Annotated in this window: 15 protein-coding genes; 3 read left to right on the top strand and 12 right to left on the bottom strand. The window is 54.0% G+C overall.

The window, feature by feature from the left end; translation table 11 throughout:
* Positions 1-27 precede the first annotated feature (27 nt).
* Positions 28-1212 (bottom strand): chromate efflux transporter, encoded by a 1185-nt coding sequence (gene chrA / locus KNP67_RS06350; protein WP_214756253.1) that lies wholly within the window; start codon positions 1210-1212, stop codon positions 28-30.
* 5 nt (positions 1213-1217) lie between these two features.
* Positions 1218-1526, bottom strand: coding sequence for a PadR family transcriptional regulator (locus KNP67_RS06355; protein WP_021066441.1), 309 nt, complete (start codon positions 1524-1526; stop codon positions 1218-1220).
* A 202-nt stretch (positions 1527-1728) separates the two neighbouring features.
* Here KNP67_RS06355 and KNP67_RS06360 point away from each other — a divergent pair, with 202 nt between their 5' ends.
* The gene (locus tag KNP67_RS06360) at positions 1729-4413 is read left to right on the top strand and encodes an HD domain-containing phosphohydrolase (RefSeq protein WP_353048250.1); all 2685 of its coding nucleotides are present in this window, start codon (positions 1729-1731) and stop codon (positions 4411-4413) included.
* A 42-nt stretch (positions 4414-4455) separates the two neighbouring features.
* Here KNP67_RS06360 and KNP67_RS06365 read toward each other — a convergent pair whose 3' ends face one another.
* From KNP67_RS06365 to KNP67_RS06375, 3 genes are read right to left on the bottom strand one after another with little or no spacing between them, the layout of a single operon-like run.
* Positions 4456-5556 carry an ABC transporter permease gene (locus KNP67_RS06365; protein WP_214756254.1) on the bottom strand — a complete coding sequence of 367 codons (1101 nt, stop codon included), beginning with the start codon at positions 5554-5556 and terminating at the stop codon, positions 4456-4458.
* Positions 5543-6682 (bottom strand): ABC transporter permease, encoded by a 1140-nt coding sequence (locus tag KNP67_RS06370; protein ID WP_021066444.1) that lies wholly within the window; start codon positions 6680-6682, stop codon positions 5543-5545. Before KNP67_RS06370 ends, KNP67_RS06365 begins: the two co-directional genes overlap by 14 nt.
* 5 nt (positions 6683-6687) lie before the next feature.
* Positions 6688-7620, bottom strand: coding sequence for an ABC transporter ATP-binding protein (locus tag KNP67_RS06375; protein WP_214756255.1), 933 nt, complete (start codon positions 7618-7620; stop codon positions 6688-6690).
* A gap of 146 nt (positions 7621-7766) precedes the next feature.
* Here KNP67_RS06375 and KNP67_RS06380 point away from each other — a divergent pair, with 146 nt between their 5' ends.
* Positions 7767-8165, top strand: a complete 399-nt coding sequence (locus KNP67_RS06380) for a hypothetical protein (protein ID WP_021066446.1) — start codon at positions 7767-7769, stop codon at positions 8163-8165.
* Positions 8166-8220: 55 nt separating this feature from the next.
* Complete coding sequence (locus KNP67_RS06385) at positions 8221-8418, top strand: CsbD family protein (protein WP_021066447.1); 198 nt, start codon at positions 8221-8223, stop codon at positions 8416-8418.
* A 41-nt stretch (positions 8419-8459) separates the two neighbouring features.
* On the opposite strand, the gene KNP67_RS06390 is transcribed toward KNP67_RS06385, so the two are convergent.
* The 7 genes from KNP67_RS06390 to KNP67_RS06420 form a co-directional block, all read right to left on the bottom strand.
* Positions 8460-9380, bottom strand: coding sequence for a CAP domain-containing protein (locus tag KNP67_RS06390; RefSeq protein WP_214756257.1), 921 nt, complete (start codon positions 9378-9380; stop codon positions 8460-8462).
* Positions 9381-9493: 113 nt separating this feature from the next.
* Positions 9494-10675: an exo-beta-N-acetylmuramidase NamZ family protein gene (locus KNP67_RS06395; protein WP_251130826.1), complete on the bottom strand. Its 1182-nt coding sequence runs from the start codon at positions 10673-10675 to the stop codon at positions 9494-9496.
* Positions 10676-10890: 215 nt separating this feature from the next.
* Positions 10891-12525 carry a C39 family peptidase gene (locus KNP67_RS06400; protein WP_214756261.1) on the bottom strand — a complete coding sequence of 545 codons (1635 nt, stop codon included), beginning with the start codon at positions 12523-12525 and terminating at the stop codon, positions 10891-10893.
* 113 nt (positions 12526-12638) lie between these two features.
* Positions 12639-13397, bottom strand: coding sequence for an ABC transporter permease (locus KNP67_RS06405; RefSeq protein WP_214756263.1), 759 nt, complete (start codon positions 13395-13397; stop codon positions 12639-12641).
* Positions 13397-14245, bottom strand: coding sequence for an ABC transporter ATP-binding protein (locus KNP67_RS06410; RefSeq protein ID WP_021066452.1), 849 nt, complete (start codon positions 14243-14245; stop codon positions 13397-13399). Before KNP67_RS06410 ends, KNP67_RS06405 begins: the two co-directional genes overlap by 1 nt.
* Positions 14242-14445: a PLD nuclease N-terminal domain-containing protein gene (locus KNP67_RS06415; RefSeq protein WP_021066453.1), complete on the bottom strand. Its 204-nt coding sequence runs from the start codon at positions 14443-14445 to the stop codon at positions 14242-14244. Before KNP67_RS06415 ends, KNP67_RS06410 begins: the two co-directional genes overlap by 4 nt.
* Before the next feature lie 106 nt (positions 14446-14551).
* Entirely contained in the window at positions 14552-14965 is a 414-nt protein-coding gene (locus KNP67_RS06420; RefSeq protein WP_029594922.1) for a universal stress protein, read from the bottom strand.
* Positions 14966-15046 lie beyond the last annotated feature (81 nt).

The following is a 15046-nucleotide window of genomic DNA, read 5'->3' on the forward strand; positions in this document are numbered from 1 at the left end:
ACTTCATCGAGAAGTCCCTTTTTCGTGTTATAGCGTACCGATGATCATCCCACCGATGACTCCGACGATGACGAGCGCCCAAGGCGGCATCTTCCAATACGCGATCATGGCGAACAAGAAGGCGGCGAAGACGAAATCGACCGCACCGTTGACGGTACTTGTGAAAATCGGCTGATAGAACGCCGCAATCAAAATCCCGACGACGGCGGCGTTAACTCCGATGAGTGCGCCCGCGACTTTCGGGTTGCGACGGAGCGCATCCCAAAACGGCAAGGCACCGAGAATCAACAGGAACGCTGGCAAGAAGATGGCGACCGTCGCGAGCAGTCCGCCCGGCACACCATTGATGACCGTCCCGAGGTAAGACGCGAACGTGAAGAGCGGTCCCGGTACGGCTTGGGCGGCCCCGTAACCAGCAAGGAACGCCTCTTCGCTCAAGAAACCGGTCGGTACGAGCTCACGCTCGAGCAGCGGCAAGACGACGTGACCGCCACCGAAGACGAGTGCACCGGCCCGGTAAAAGCTGTCGAACAGGGCAATCGATTGACTTTCAATCGTCTCACGTAAAATCGGCAAGATGACGAGCAACGCACCGAATAGACCGAGCAGCGTCGCCCCGAGTCGTTTCGAGAGCGGGAACGACGCCGATTTGACGTCCAAGTTGTTCGGTTTGAATAGCAAGAAGCCGGCCAGACCGGCGAGCAAGATGACGAGCACCTGGCTATAGGCGGTTTGCCATAACAACACGCCGGCGAGCGCGAAGAACGCGATCGTGCGAGTCTTCGCATCCGGTGTCAATTTGCCGGCCATGCCGAGAATGGCGTGGGCGACGATGGCGACGGCGACGACTTTCAAGCCGTAGAGCCAGCCGGCATCGGAGACGTCGAGTCCCGAGACGAGCAAGGCGAACAAGATGAGGGCGATGACGGACGGTGATGTGAAGCCGATGAACGACGTGATCCCGCCGAGAATCCCGCCTCGGACGATGCCAATCCCAATCCCGACCTGACTACTGGCCGGACCGGGCAAGAACTGACAGAGGGCGACGAGGTCGGCGTAGGCACGTTCGTCCATCCATTTGCGGCGACGGACGTACTCCTCATGGAAATAACCGAGGTGGGCGACCGGTCCGCCGAACGACGTCAGTCCGAGTCGGGTCGAGACGAATAAAATCTCTAGTAACGTCTTAAACGTTACACGTTGTTTAGACATGTGATTCACTCCTTAATCTCTTTAAATAGTTCATACGCTTTTTGACGGGCTTCCGCCAATACGACGAGACCTTTTTCGGTCGTCGTATAGTTCTTCCGGATATGGCCTCCGACGAGCTCATTGGTCCGGACGAGCAGGCCATCCTGCTCCATCGTGTGTAAAATTGGATAGAGCGTGCCGGCACTGATTGAGTAGCCGTGCTCTCGAAGTTCTTCGACCATCCACGCGCCATATACCGGATGTTCGGCAGCATGATGCAAGATATGAATATGAATAAAGCCGAGGAACAGCTTGCGAAGGACGCGGTCTTCCACGTACATCATCTCCTTGAAATCGATTTTCGATATCGGATGTCGAAATCAGTGTAACAACCTAAGCAAATTTATGCAACCGACGAACGTCCACCTTTACAAAAACGTAATGTAACCGATTCATAAGAATCGAATCGGCAAATATAGGGAATTCATAAAAAATGAGGTAAACTGAATAATAGAAGTCAGCAGAGGAGGAAACGACGTGGCAGACCTAGACCATACAAAATTCCAATCCTTGTTGCGCCATATGCCCCAAGGCTACGTCGAATTTAAAGTGCTCTACGATGAGGCGGGGGAGCCCGTCGATTACGAGTTCCACGAAGTGAACGAGGCGTTCGAGCGCATCATGAAGGCGAAGCGCGAACACTTTCTCGGGGGACGCATCACCGACAAGTTGAAAGACTTTGAGTACAGCGAGCGGGAGTGGATCGTTCAAGTCGCTCGAGCCGTCGATAGCGGTGAAGCAATCACGTTCGAACATTTCTCACGTCGCAACAAGGCTTGGTATGAGCTGTCCGTGTTCAGTGAACGTCCGGGCTATGTGTCGACGTTGTTCCATGACATCACACCGCACGTCCAAGAGAACAATGCGCTGAAACAACTCGTTAACGTGTCGCACCGGTTTGTCACGACTGGGCGTGAACTGTTGATGAACCAACATTTCCTCGATCAGATTCGAGGTTTTACTGGAGCAAAGGCCGTGACGCTCAACTTGATGGATGATGACGGGAAGACGTATTCGACTGTGGCGTTGTCGGGGATGGATGAACTACTTGAACGGAGCCTCGACGTTCTCGGTTTTCACCCGGTCGGACGTAAATGGCCGATCAGTGCGAAACGTAAAGAGCTGTTAAAGGCACCAAGTCCAATCGTATTCGATGACATCATGCCACTCATCGATGGCATGTTGCCAAAACGACTCATCAAGAATATTTTGCGCATCTTCGACCTCGGTCAAGTCATCCTCTTTAAAATCGAGAAAGACGGTGTATTTTATGGAGATTTGACGATTGTGATGGACAAAAATAGACAGGCGAACCGGCTCGGTCTCGTTGATTTGTATATCGTCCATATCCTCGAACAGATGAAGAAAGCGGATCAACAAATTGGTGAGACGAAAGAATCGATGTTCGAAGGGTTCGCCAATGTTGATTTGGAATGCATCATGTCGTTGAAAACACATGAAATTTTTCATTTGAACGTGGCCTGGGAGCGTGTGCTCGGTTTTCCGCTTGAAGAACTGGAAAATATGGACTTCACGAGTCTCGTCCATCCCGACGATGTCATGAAGACAGAGGAAGCGTTCGCCTCGCTTGAAGAAGGACAAGAAATCTATCGATTCATCAACCGTTACCGCACGATTGATGGGGACTATCGTTCGATTGAATGGCACTCAAAAGTGCAAGGCAATTATATATACGCCGTCGCCAAAGATGTGACGGAGCGAGTCCAGCTCGAAGAAGAGCTGGCCGAACGAGATCGCTTACTCACGAAGCTGTCAGATCAAGTGCCCGGTGCCATCTATCAATTCGAGCGCCTCCCAGACGGTAGTTTCAACTTCCCGTTCTTTAGCCGGGGGTTCGAAGTGTTGACCGGGATCACGCTCGAGGAGATGAAGGACGATCCGGGTCTCGTCTTCTCGAAGATTCATCCTGATGACTATCCGAACGTGATGGCGAGCATCGAGGCGTCGTATGAGAATTTGACGATTTGGGATGCGGAGTTCCGCGTCATCACACCGGACGGAGGGACGACGTGGATTTTAGGATCATCGCGTCCAGAAAAGCTCGATGAAGGTCATGTCCTCTGGCATGGCTATATCGGTGACGTGACCGAGAAGAAGAAGTATGAGATGGAAATCGAATACTTGAGTTATCACGATCAACTGACCGGAGTGAAAAATCGTCGATATTTCGATGAGGCACTGATCACATACGACGAACCATGCTATTATCCGCTCGCTTTGATTGTCGTTGATATTAACGGATTAAAGTTGACGAACGATGCGTTTGGTCATCTTGTCGGGGACCGTTTGTTGATTGAAGCGACGATGACGCTCAAGCGTGAGATTCGTGGCAAGGATACGGTCGCTCGAATCGGAGGTGATGAGTTCGTCATCATCATGCCGAACACGTCGCGCGATGAGGCAATTCTTCTATCAGAACGTTTGAGTCAGTTGTTTCACGATAAAGCGATTGAAGGCTTGCCGATCTCGGCATCGTTCGGGGAAGCGGTGAAAGTCGACGACTCGCTCTCCATTTCCGAAGTGTTCAACTTGGCCGAAAATCGAATGTACCACCATAAGGTTTCCGAGAAACAGAGCCGGCGACATTACTCGATTCAACTCATCATGCGGACGCTTTATGAGAAGATTCCGCGCGAGGAGGCCCATTCACAGCGCGTCGCCGAATTGTCACGACAACTGGGGCAAGCGATGAACTTCACGAGCGCCGAAGTGAACGAGCTCGTTACGGCCGCAACGCTTCACGATATCGGCAAGGTCGCGATTAGCAATGAGATTTTAGACAAGCCTGGGATGTTGACTGAGGCCGAATGGCGTGAAATTAAACGTCATCCCGAAGTGAGTTATAACATCTTGAGCACGGTGCCGGAGTATGGGCCACTATCCGAGATTGTACTCGCCCATCATGAGCGGTGGGACGGGAAAGGATATCCGAAAGGGATCAGCGGCGAGCAGATTCCGCTCGCGGCACGAATTATCTCGATTGCCGACACGTTCGACGTGATGGTGACGGGACGCCCGTACCGGAAAGCGAAGACGCTTGATGAGGCACTCGCGGTCATCGAAGAAGAAGCGGGCCGGCAGTTCGACCCTGAACTCGTCGAGGTGTTCTTCAAGAAAATCGTGCCGACGTTGCAGCGGTGATTGAAGCATTAGAAAAAGGAGAGCCATCGCGGCTCTCCTTTTTCATGTGAGCGGTCGCTTCTTCAACGCCCAGGCGATGACGAGGAAGATGACGAGCGCCATCCCGAGCAATATGAGGACCGAGTTGACCGGGAAACGGTCCTCATACATCTGGGCGACCCCGTAGTTGAACCAATACGTCGGCAAGAAGCGCCCGACGGCTTGGAGCGTCTCCGGAAGCCACGTCAGACTGATGAAGGCGCCTCCGGTGATGGCCGCTGCCATCGTCACGGACGTCTGCCAAATGTTCGCTTTCTCCCGATTCGTCGCGAGGATGGCGATGAGCGACCCGATGGCGAGACAGACGAACAAATAGACGATGAACAACAACGTCAGGACAGGCAGGTGAGCCAGAATATCTTGTCGATAGAGCACGGCACTGAAGGCGAGCAACATGAGCACGTAGAGCAACCCGACCGCACAGAACGATACGAACAACGAACCGATGTAACGCCGCGGTGTGACCGGGGCGGCGAACAGGCGGGAATAGATTTTCTCGTCCCGGTCGTCGGCGACGAACAACGGGATGAACTGGAGAAAGGCCGACATCATGACGAACGACAGTAGACCGAGGAACGCCTGCGTTCGCGCCGTCGTCGCCACGCTCTGTTGAAACGGCTCGCTCGAGAGCGTATAGCCGTTCTCCGTCTCAAGATCGGCCAGTTCGTTGAAACGCTCTTCGTCAAAATCACTTGCAAGCAGTAGCTGCCGCTCACGGGACAGGTGCGAGTTGAGTGCTTGCTCGATCAACGCAGCGTCACTTCCTTCGGTCGCGCTGAACGAGAGACGCGGCGTCTCGCCATTCAAGAGCGCCTCGGTGAATCCGTCCGGAATCGTCAGGACGACGTCTTGTCCTTGCAGTAACGCTTCATCGGTCTCGTTCGTCTCGAGCGGTGTCACCGAACCGAACCGTCCCGCTTCTTCAATCACACGCCCGGCGAGTGTCCCGCCATCCCGGTCGAGGATGCCGATGGAGGCGTTCAACGCCGACGTCGAGCTGAGGAACGATAGAATCAAGGCGAAACCGAACACGGAGACGAACGTGAACACCCATAGCCCTTTTTTCCGCAGCATGCGCTTGGCGACATGTCTAAATAGCACCACGACGGTTCACCCCTTTCCAAAGCAAGAGACTGAGGACGGCGAACACGAGGAGATGCAAGGAGAGCCAACCAAGGCTCTGCCAAAACACGGTCGTATCCCCACCGCGCAGAAGCACCTGGAGCATGCCTTCCCGCATAAAGATCGGCATGAAGACGTATTGGGCCCATGGTGCCACGCTCAGCGTCACTTGATCGAAACCAGGGACGTAACCGCCGGAAAGGATCATGATGATGGCGACGAATCCGTTGACGATCGCATCTTTTGTACCGCGCGAGAGACGGGGCAGACTCGATACGAGAAAACCGAACGCGGTACCGTATAAGGCGAGGGCGAGCCAAGCGATAAACAAGAGCCCGAACTCGACATAATCGAGTGAGAAGCTGCGATAAACGAAGTGGCTGAACCAAAACACGAGCACGAGTTGCAGGAAGATGAGTGTGTATCGGCTCAAGCTGCGAGCCAGGCGATATTCGATCCGTTTGACGGGAGCGGCTTGAATCCGGAGATAACTCCCGGTCATCGGCTTCTCCTCACTGAGCATGCCGGTAATGTAGAATGCACCGAACAGTGCCGTCATGATGGAAATCGTGACGGTGAAATATTCGAGTGATGTCGGGGTCCGACCCGACAAATCGACGCTCTCGCTGTCGATGAACGTCGTGGGCTCGAACGGGGCGGAAACACCTGCCTCAGCGAGCATAATCTGCTGATTGGCGACGTCCGTATATTGCCGGAGAATGGCCTCGATGACGTCAAATTCGATTGTCGACGGTTCCTCGTACAGCAGACGGACGTCGGGACCGTCCAAATGGAGGATGACGTCGGCGTCGCCATCGTTCACGCCGGTTTCAGCAGCGGCGATACTATCGTACGGGACGAGATTGATGAATGCTTTGATGTCGTCGTCGGCGAGAAACGTCTCGAGCGGCACCCGGTAATCATCCGTCGACTGTTCGACGTAGGCGACGTCCGTGACCGGGAGCGAGAAGTTGCTATTGAAGATGGCCGACAGCATCGTCCCGAGCCCGAAGATGAGAATGATTGGGAAGATGAGCATCCAAAACAAGGTCGAGCGGTCCCGCAGTTGCTGTTTGACATCATATTTGATGAACGTCCATAGTTTCATCGTCATCACTCCCTAAGTGTCTTACCGGTCAGGGCCAGGAAGACGGTATTCAAGGATGGACGGTCGACCGTGATCGAGGTGAAGCGAACCCGCTCGTCATGAAGGACGTCGAGCAGCGGGGCGAGCGGGGTGTCTTTCTCGAGTGACACGTCGAGGAACGGTTCCTCGTAATCGACTTTCTTCACCCGCTCGAGTGATTCGAGTCGTTCCAAGAGGCCCGGAGTGAGGGCGTCGACTTTGATGCGGGCCGTCTCGAGCGTCATGACTTGATCTTTCAGCTCATCTTGCGTGCCCTCGGCGATAATTCGTCCCTCATCGACGATGGCGACACGGTCGCAGAGCATCTCGACTTCCTCCATATAGTGGGACGTATAGATGATCGTCGCCCCGCGTCGATTCAACTCACGGATGTTCTCGAGGATGGTGTTGCGTGACTGCGGGTCGATGGCGACGGTCGGTTCATCCATAAAGATGAGTTCTGGTTCATGCACGATGCCGCAGGCGATGTTGAGACGACGAAGGAGCCCCCCGGACAGTTCCGGCGGACGTTTCTTTTGGTGCGCGGTGAGTTCGACGAAGTCGAGGGCGGCCACGGTCTTTTGTTTGGCCTCGGCCGGTTTGAACCCGTACAGCTCGGCGAAAAATTGAATGTTCTCGAACACCGTCAGCTGGTCGTACACGGAGACATGCTGCGGGACGATACCGACGCGCCGTTTAATCGTCTGCTCGTCTTTTGGCATCGAGTGGTCGAAAATACGGATGGTACCGCTGTCGGCAGGATATAAGTTCAGCATGACAGAAATGGCGGTCGTCTTTCCGGCCCCATTCGGTCCGAGCAAGCCGAACAACTCGCCGGCCTCGACGTGAAGTGAAAAGTCGTTCAAGGCAATTGTCTCACCGAACCGTTTCGTGACATGGTCGAGCGCGATGATAGACACATGGACGCAACTCCTTTCAAATCAGGAACGTGAAAAAGCATACAATGTTTTGTTCCCGTTTGCAGGAACTTCCGAACCCAATGACGAATGAATTATAATAGTCGAATTATTCAGACAATTAATGGAAGTTGAAGTGAGGGATCGCGATGAAAGGGTGGCAGTTCAACAAAGAAGAGTCGAGCGAGAAGTTTCCAGATGAGATGGCGTGGGCGTTGTTTTGTACGGTCGAGCCGAAGCGGATGGATACGACACTCCCGTTTTATTATGACGAGTCGGTGTTCCGTTTCTCGAACGGGACGGAGTCATTTTATTTTAAAATCTCCCCGAGCTATCACGAGTTTGAGGTGAACGTCAAGGACGCGTCGGGGGAGTTGTTGTACTATCAGCTGCTGCGAACGGTCGGGAAAGTCGAGGTGCTCGAGGATCGACGCGATCACGGCGAACTGTTGATCGTCATGAACGAAGACCGGAACCGCACGGTGACGACGATCGAGTTGACCGTCCGACCGCGTTTCCGGGTTCTTGTCAAAGAGCATTACGTTTGAATTTTCCTCAGAGTGGTACATGAATTAGACATGATACCACGAGGAGGAGATTCACATGAAAGACGGACTAAACAAAAAAGTTGATGGTTTGATCGATAAAGCGGCAGGCAAAGCGAAAGAAGCGGTCGGCAAAGCGACGGACAATCAATCGCTCAAGCGTGAAGGCCAGAAAGATCAAGTGAAGGGTACGGCCAAAGAGAAGACCGGCCAAGCCCAACAAAACCTCGAAAGCCTGAAAGACGAACGCCGCTAATACAAAACGGGAAGTCGAGACAACAGCGACTTCCCGTTTTTTCATTTGGTCAAAAAGACTTGGACGTGAATCGTCGAGCCTTGCGCGTTCTTGGCTGTGCCGACACCGAGGTGCGTGAAGTTCTCGTTCAAGATGTTCGCGCGGTGGCCGCTCGAGTTCATCCAGGCGTTCACCGCTGCGCCTGGGTCGTTCGACCCCATATAGATGTTCTCGCCCCAACCGCGATAGCTGACATTGTAGGCATCGAGCGTGTCGCCTGGGCTCCCGTTCTCACGGAGCTGATGTGAGAACTGTCCCGTCCGTGCCATCTCGTCGGCCCGAACTTGGGCGACACGGTTCGCCTCGCTCGACGCTGCGAGCGCCGACAAGCCTGCCGTCTGCCGCTCTTCGTTCGTCTCAGCCAAGACACCGCTCGCCGGGGCTTTGAACGTGATGTGTTTCGCCAAAATATACCCCGTCTTCGTGCCGATGTTCACTTTATACCAACGCGTCGTGCCTGTGTACCGGTACGAAATCGTCTCAAGCTTCATTCCTTGGCGCAAGAACACGACGTTCGACGAGGTCGTGAGCGGACGCGACTTTAAGTAGACGCTCGATGGGGCGACGTACGTCGCCTTCGTGAACGCGACTTCGGCTGTCGACAGCTTGATATACGTGGCCGGAACGTAACCGTACCCCGTGCCCCATTGGATTTTGTACCAGCGGGCCCCGTTCGTCGTAAATGACGTCCGGACCATTATCGTGCCGTCGCGAACAATTTTACCTACACTCGTCGCTGAGCTTGACGGTGTTTTTCGGACGTTGATTTGACTGATTCCCGTAACGGAACCTTTCGTGTTGACGGCCGTCTCACGATATGAGGCTTCGACCGTGATCGGATTGACGGTGAGCGGGGACGTCGGGGTAAATGTGAACGCGGTCGCTAAGGCGGCAGCGAGCAAGACTGAGGCAGATTTTTTCAAAATGGGAAGCTCCTTTTTCGATCATATAACCATATAATATATTGAATAGGGCGGGAATGGGTATTACCATTTGATTACAAAAAGAGGCAGACTCAAGTGAGCCTGCCTGCTCCTTATTTATACAACAAATACTCTTTCCGAATCGGCAAGAACGCATCGCGCTCGGCATCGACTTTCGTCATGATCGCCTCAAGCGACTCGCCGGCGAGAATCATGTCTTTCACGTAGGCGTTCCCGGTCAGCTTCGTGATGAAGTCGTTTGAGAGGAACTCGAACTCGTCCGGATACAGGTCGTGCGCCGTCTTGACCATGGCGATACCGGTCTTGACCGCTTCGAACTTCGTCGGCTCTGTGACGTACACCTCGACGCCGTGCGACAGTTTGCCCGCGTTCTTCGAGAACGTCGGCGTGAACGAGGCGGCACGGAACGTGACGCCCGGAAGCTCGAGCGCGTTCAGCGTCTTAGCATAGTCATGCGCCTTCACGTAAGGGGCGCCAATCAATTGGAACGGTTTCGTTGTGCCGCGTCCTTCTGACAGGTTCGTCCCTTCGAACAGACCGGTCGCCGGATAGACGTTGACCGTGTCCGTCGTCGGCATGTTCGGTGACGGCATGACGAACGGGAGTCCCGTATCCTCGTACAGCATCGAGCGCTTCCAACCCTTCATCTTGACGACTTCGAGGTCGGCTTGAATCTGATACTCCGAATTGAACAAGCGTGCGAGCTCACCGACGGTCATCCCATGCTTGAGCGGGATCGGATAGAGGCCGATGAAGCTCGAATAGGCCGGGTTGAGCACTGGACCTTCGACGCGGAGGCCACCTTGCGGGTTTGGACGATCAAGGACGACGAACGGGATGCCATTCTCGGCTGCTGCTTCCATCGCATACGCCATCGTATAGATGTACGTATAGAAGCGTGTGCCGACGTCCTGAATGTCGAAGACGAGCACATCGACGTCTTTGAGCATCTCGGCCGTCGGTTTTTTCGTCGCCCCATACAGACTATAGACGGGGAGTCCCGTCACTTCGTCGATATATGAACTGATTGTCGATCCGGCTTGCGCATCACCGCGGACACCGTGTTCTGGTCCGTACAGTGCCGTCAATTCGAAATCATCTGAGTTATGGAACAAGTCGACGATGCTCGTCATGTTAGCATCGATTCCGGTCGGATTCGTAATCAGTCCGACTCGTTTACCGGCCAAGATTTCAGGATTGGCCATCAACCGGTCGACCCCGAGCTCGACTTTCGGTTTCTTCGGCTCTGACTTGGCATCGGCATCGAGCAACATGACAGATGACGTGACGAGCGTGAGGGCGGCGAGGCCGCCAATCCATTTCTTCATAACTATTCCTCCTTTATGAATGTAAGCGCTTTACTACTTATTGGAAAGTGTACCATTCTGTATTTTTAATTCAATATAAAGTGAGTAAAATAGGAAATTTTATTTCTGAATTTGATTCGTTGTACCTAAAAAGCCACCGGATTTTTCCGATGGCTGGACGATTATCGTACGGCAAGTGCTTTCCATCCCGTCGCGCCCATGACAGAGCTGACTTGGCTTTTCGGGATGACGAGGCGACCGCGGTACGGGTCGTTGATGTAGAAGTTATTCTTGTCATAGCCCGTCGCGAGCATGACATGATAATTGACGAAACCGGTGAATTTTTTGTTCGAAGCGGTGTACCAATTGAAGTGACCGTATGGCTGTTTGAAGTCGACGCTCGCCCAGACGATGACCGGGTTGCCGAGTGAGAGTTCGCGCTCAATTGAAGCTAATCCTTGGCCGGACAAGTCTTTCACAGGCCGGTATTTGCTCGAGAAGTTAATCATGCCTTTCGGATAAATCCCGTAGTTGCGATATTTGCTGAGCTTGCCTTTCGGGTCGCCTGTGAACATAACGTTCGGGTCGACCCAGCGGTAGAGCCGATTCTCATAGCGGGCGTTCCACATGCTTTTCGGCATCTCCCGGTACAGCGTCTCGGCGCTGACGACGCGTCCTTTTTTCTCGAGCGCCATCTTGAGCGAAAAGAACTCGCAGCCGGACGGGTAGCCCATCTGGAACTGACGATAGAGCGGCACGCTCATCTTATAGGTGGAGAGCGGGTTGCTATAGGCACCCCGGGTATCGAACGCGGCGTTGCCGATGCGTTTGTTCTTATACATGACGCCCGACGGATCGAAGAAATACCATTTGCCGTTGATGACTTGCCAATCTGTCTTCTTCGTCAAGGTCGGTGCAAAATATTCGTATTGCGTCGTATACTTCCAACCAGTCTCACGGACGCCGGTCGAGTGGAAGTAGTAATAGCGGGTCCCGACTTTGTGTTTTCCTTGCAAACGATAGCCGTAAACGGGATGGAACCCGTACACTTTGCCGTCAATCGTCTGCAGGCCGTAGCGACGTTTTCCGTCCGTCCCGAAATAGTAATAGCGAGAGGCGACTTTTTGGACGCCGGCCAACCGATAGCCGTACGTCTCATGGAAACCGTAAACGGTCGTCCCAATCTTTTTCAGCCCGTGCTGGCGTACACCGCTTGTACCGAAGTAGTAGTGGCGCGTGCCGATTTGTTGCCAGCCGGTCGCGACCTGTCCGTCTTTCAAGAGCAAGTATTTCTTACCGTTGATCGTGTACATGCCCGACCGGATCGTTCCGTTTTCGAATATGTAATGCTTCACGCCGTTGACGGTTTGCCAACCGCTCAACCGTTTCCCTTCAAGAGAGAACAAGTAGCGTTTCCCGTCCACGGTCAAAAAGCCGGTTGCCATGACGCCATTCGATTTGAAGTAATAGAGACCGTCCGTGAGTTGTTGCCAGCCTTTCAGCTGCTTCCCGTCGGCGGCGAACAAGTAGGTCGCCCCGTCAATCGAATAGCGCCCGGTGACGAGCACACCGTCCGTTTCAAAATAATATGTAGCGCCATCGATTGCTTGCCAACCGACGGCCATCGTCCCATCTGCCGCGAAATAGTACGTCTTGCCGTCAATCACTTGCCAGCCGGTCAGCACCGTGCCGTCTTCTGTCGTATAGACTGTTCCCGTCGCCGTCGTTTGAAACCCGGCCGCGGCATGGACGTGGTCGTTACTGAGGATGATGCTCATACTGATGGCCACCCCTGCCACTATATGACTCCACTTCATAGTCGTTCCTCCACAATCGATTTTCAAAATTGGAATTATTTTGTAAATTAAGTATACATGAGAAAAGCCGCCCTGACTCGGCGGCTAAAGGACTATTTTGAGAAGGTGTTACATCAGGACGAACGGCTTATGAACAACAACCGTTTCGAGGCGACGAAGAGCGTCACGCCAATCAACAAGACGCTGCTGACGATCGGCCAAACGAGTAAACTCTCGCCCATGAGCACTTCGGCCGATAACGAGCCGAGCCGCCACGGCATCCAGTCCCACTCGAGCCACCCGAGAAGGAGCGACATGATGAAGTGGAGGGCGAGCGTGATGACGAGGGCGACGAGGCCGCTCTCGAGCAACGCTGCGAACAAGAAGAAAATCGATAGCTGGACGACGAAATGGAGCATGAGCAGCCCGGTCGCGATTAAGAAATCGGTGACGTCGAACGAATCGAACAAAACGATTGTATAGTAGGCGGCGCTCAATTGGGCGAGGCCGATGGCGACGACGGCGAGTAGCGAATAATGTCCCCATTTGCTGAGGACAATGCGCGTGCCCGGAATCTTGAGCGACTTGAGCCAGGCGAGCGTGCCGAGCGACCGTTCGTGACTGAACGTATGCATGGCGGATAACAGCACGACGAGCAGGCCGATTTGTCGCAACTGTTCGCTCGCCGACATGAGCACTTCTTCTGGTGACGGGGTCGGAATTTCGATGACCGCCCCGTCCGGCAGGTTGCCGCCCGAGGCCAAGATGTCCGGGAGGAAATAAAGCGTGAGCGGTTGCATCGCCGCAAGCAACATCAAGGCAATCGGTACCCAAATCATCCGTTTATTGCGCCATGACTCTTTCCACTCTTGTTTGAAGATGGCCAGTTTCATCAGGCGTTCACCTCCAAAAAGAGTGACTCGAGCGATGGATGCCCGACATGGAGCGATTGGAGTCTTAGACCGCGCTCCAGCAGCAACTGCAGTAGCGCCCGTTCCGTCACGTCTTTCGCGTCGGTCTCCAGTTCCCATGTCGTCCCGGAGCGGGTGGCGTGGCTGACACCCGGGAGCGTTCGCCACTCATCCTCTGTCACGACGTCGTTGAACAGACGGACTTGAATCGAGGACTTCGAGCCGAGCAAATCGGTCACGGTCCCTTCCATGAGCAGGCGACCTTGTCGGAGCAGGAGTACCCAGTCGCTCGCTTCCTCGGCATCGGGGAGCACGTGCGTCGAATAGAGAATCATCCGCTCTCGTTTCAAGTCGCTTAAGAGGTCGAGTACTTCCCGGCGGCCGCGCGGGTCGAGCGCCGAGACGGGTTCATCGAGCAGTAACAGCTCCGGGTCATGCACGAGTGCCTGGGCGATGCCGAGCCGTTGCCGCATGCCGCCGGACAAGTGTGCCGCCGGTCGATCGACGGGCTCGAGTCCGACCCGTTTCAACAGATGGACCGGGTCGACATTCGTGACGCCGGTCAACTCGGCCGCATAGCGAATCGTCTCGACCGGTGTGAGCGATGGATAGAGCGCCGGTCGCTGTGGCAGATAGCCGATGCGGATGGCGTCATGCCCGACGATCTGTCCGGACGTCGGTGTCGTCACGCGGGCAATCATATTGAGCAGTGTCGTCTTGCCGGCCCCGTTCTCACCGAGGAGCGAGGTACAGCCGGGGCGGAGCGAGAAGCTGACGTCGTCGAGCGCGGTGAACGTGCCGAATCGTTTCGTCAGTTGGGTGACGTTCATCGCTTCGTCCGTCCCCATAGGAAGTAGACGATCGGCCCGAGGATGTTGATGAATAGGATGACGAGAAGCCATACCCATTTCGGTCCATTCGTTTCTTGCCGTTTGAGCAAATCAATCAAGGCGACGACGAGCAAGATGAGTTGCAACACGAGCAATGGCAAGAGGATGAGCAATAAATTTGAGTCATTGGTAATGTCCAATTAGGTTCCTCCTTCATAAATGAGTTCACTATTCCATTCCACATATAGGACCTATTTCCTGTATGGAACAGAAAAAAGCCCTTTCTCCGTAAAGAAAGGGTGGCAATCATTTGACGATGATGACCGGGGCGAGGGCGCGTTTGGCGAGCTTATGGCTGACGCTGCCGAGCACGAACTCTTGAAACGTGTTCAGTCCGCGTGAACCGACGACGACGTACTCGTACGGTTGATGGTTCGCGTATTTGACGAGCTCGACGTCCGGCTCCCCGCGAAGTTCAATATATTCATATTCAAGCCCGGCTGCAACGATTTGATCGAAGAGCGGTTGCAACATCAATTTGCGTTTCGCTTCGAGATCGATTTTCCCGGTCGAGTTGAGTGCGGCTTCTTTCGATTCTTTGGCGCTGACGACATGGACGATGTCGATGGATGCGTCTGATGCCTTGGCGAGCTGAATCGCTTTCTCAAGTGCCCGCTTCGAGTGGGCAGATCCGTCTGCCGCTAAAAATACCTTTCCCATTGAAACGTCCTCCTCTTTCACACAATCTACTTTTAGTATATGCGATTTACTAGAGCCATGGATATAAAATAGGGAGCGAAC

Origin of the sequence: Exiguobacterium sp. s157 (genome assembly GCF_018618205.1) — a bacterium.
Taxonomy (GTDB): Bacteria; Bacillota; Bacilli; order Exiguobacteriales; family Exiguobacteriaceae; genus Exiguobacterium; species Exiguobacterium chiriqhucha.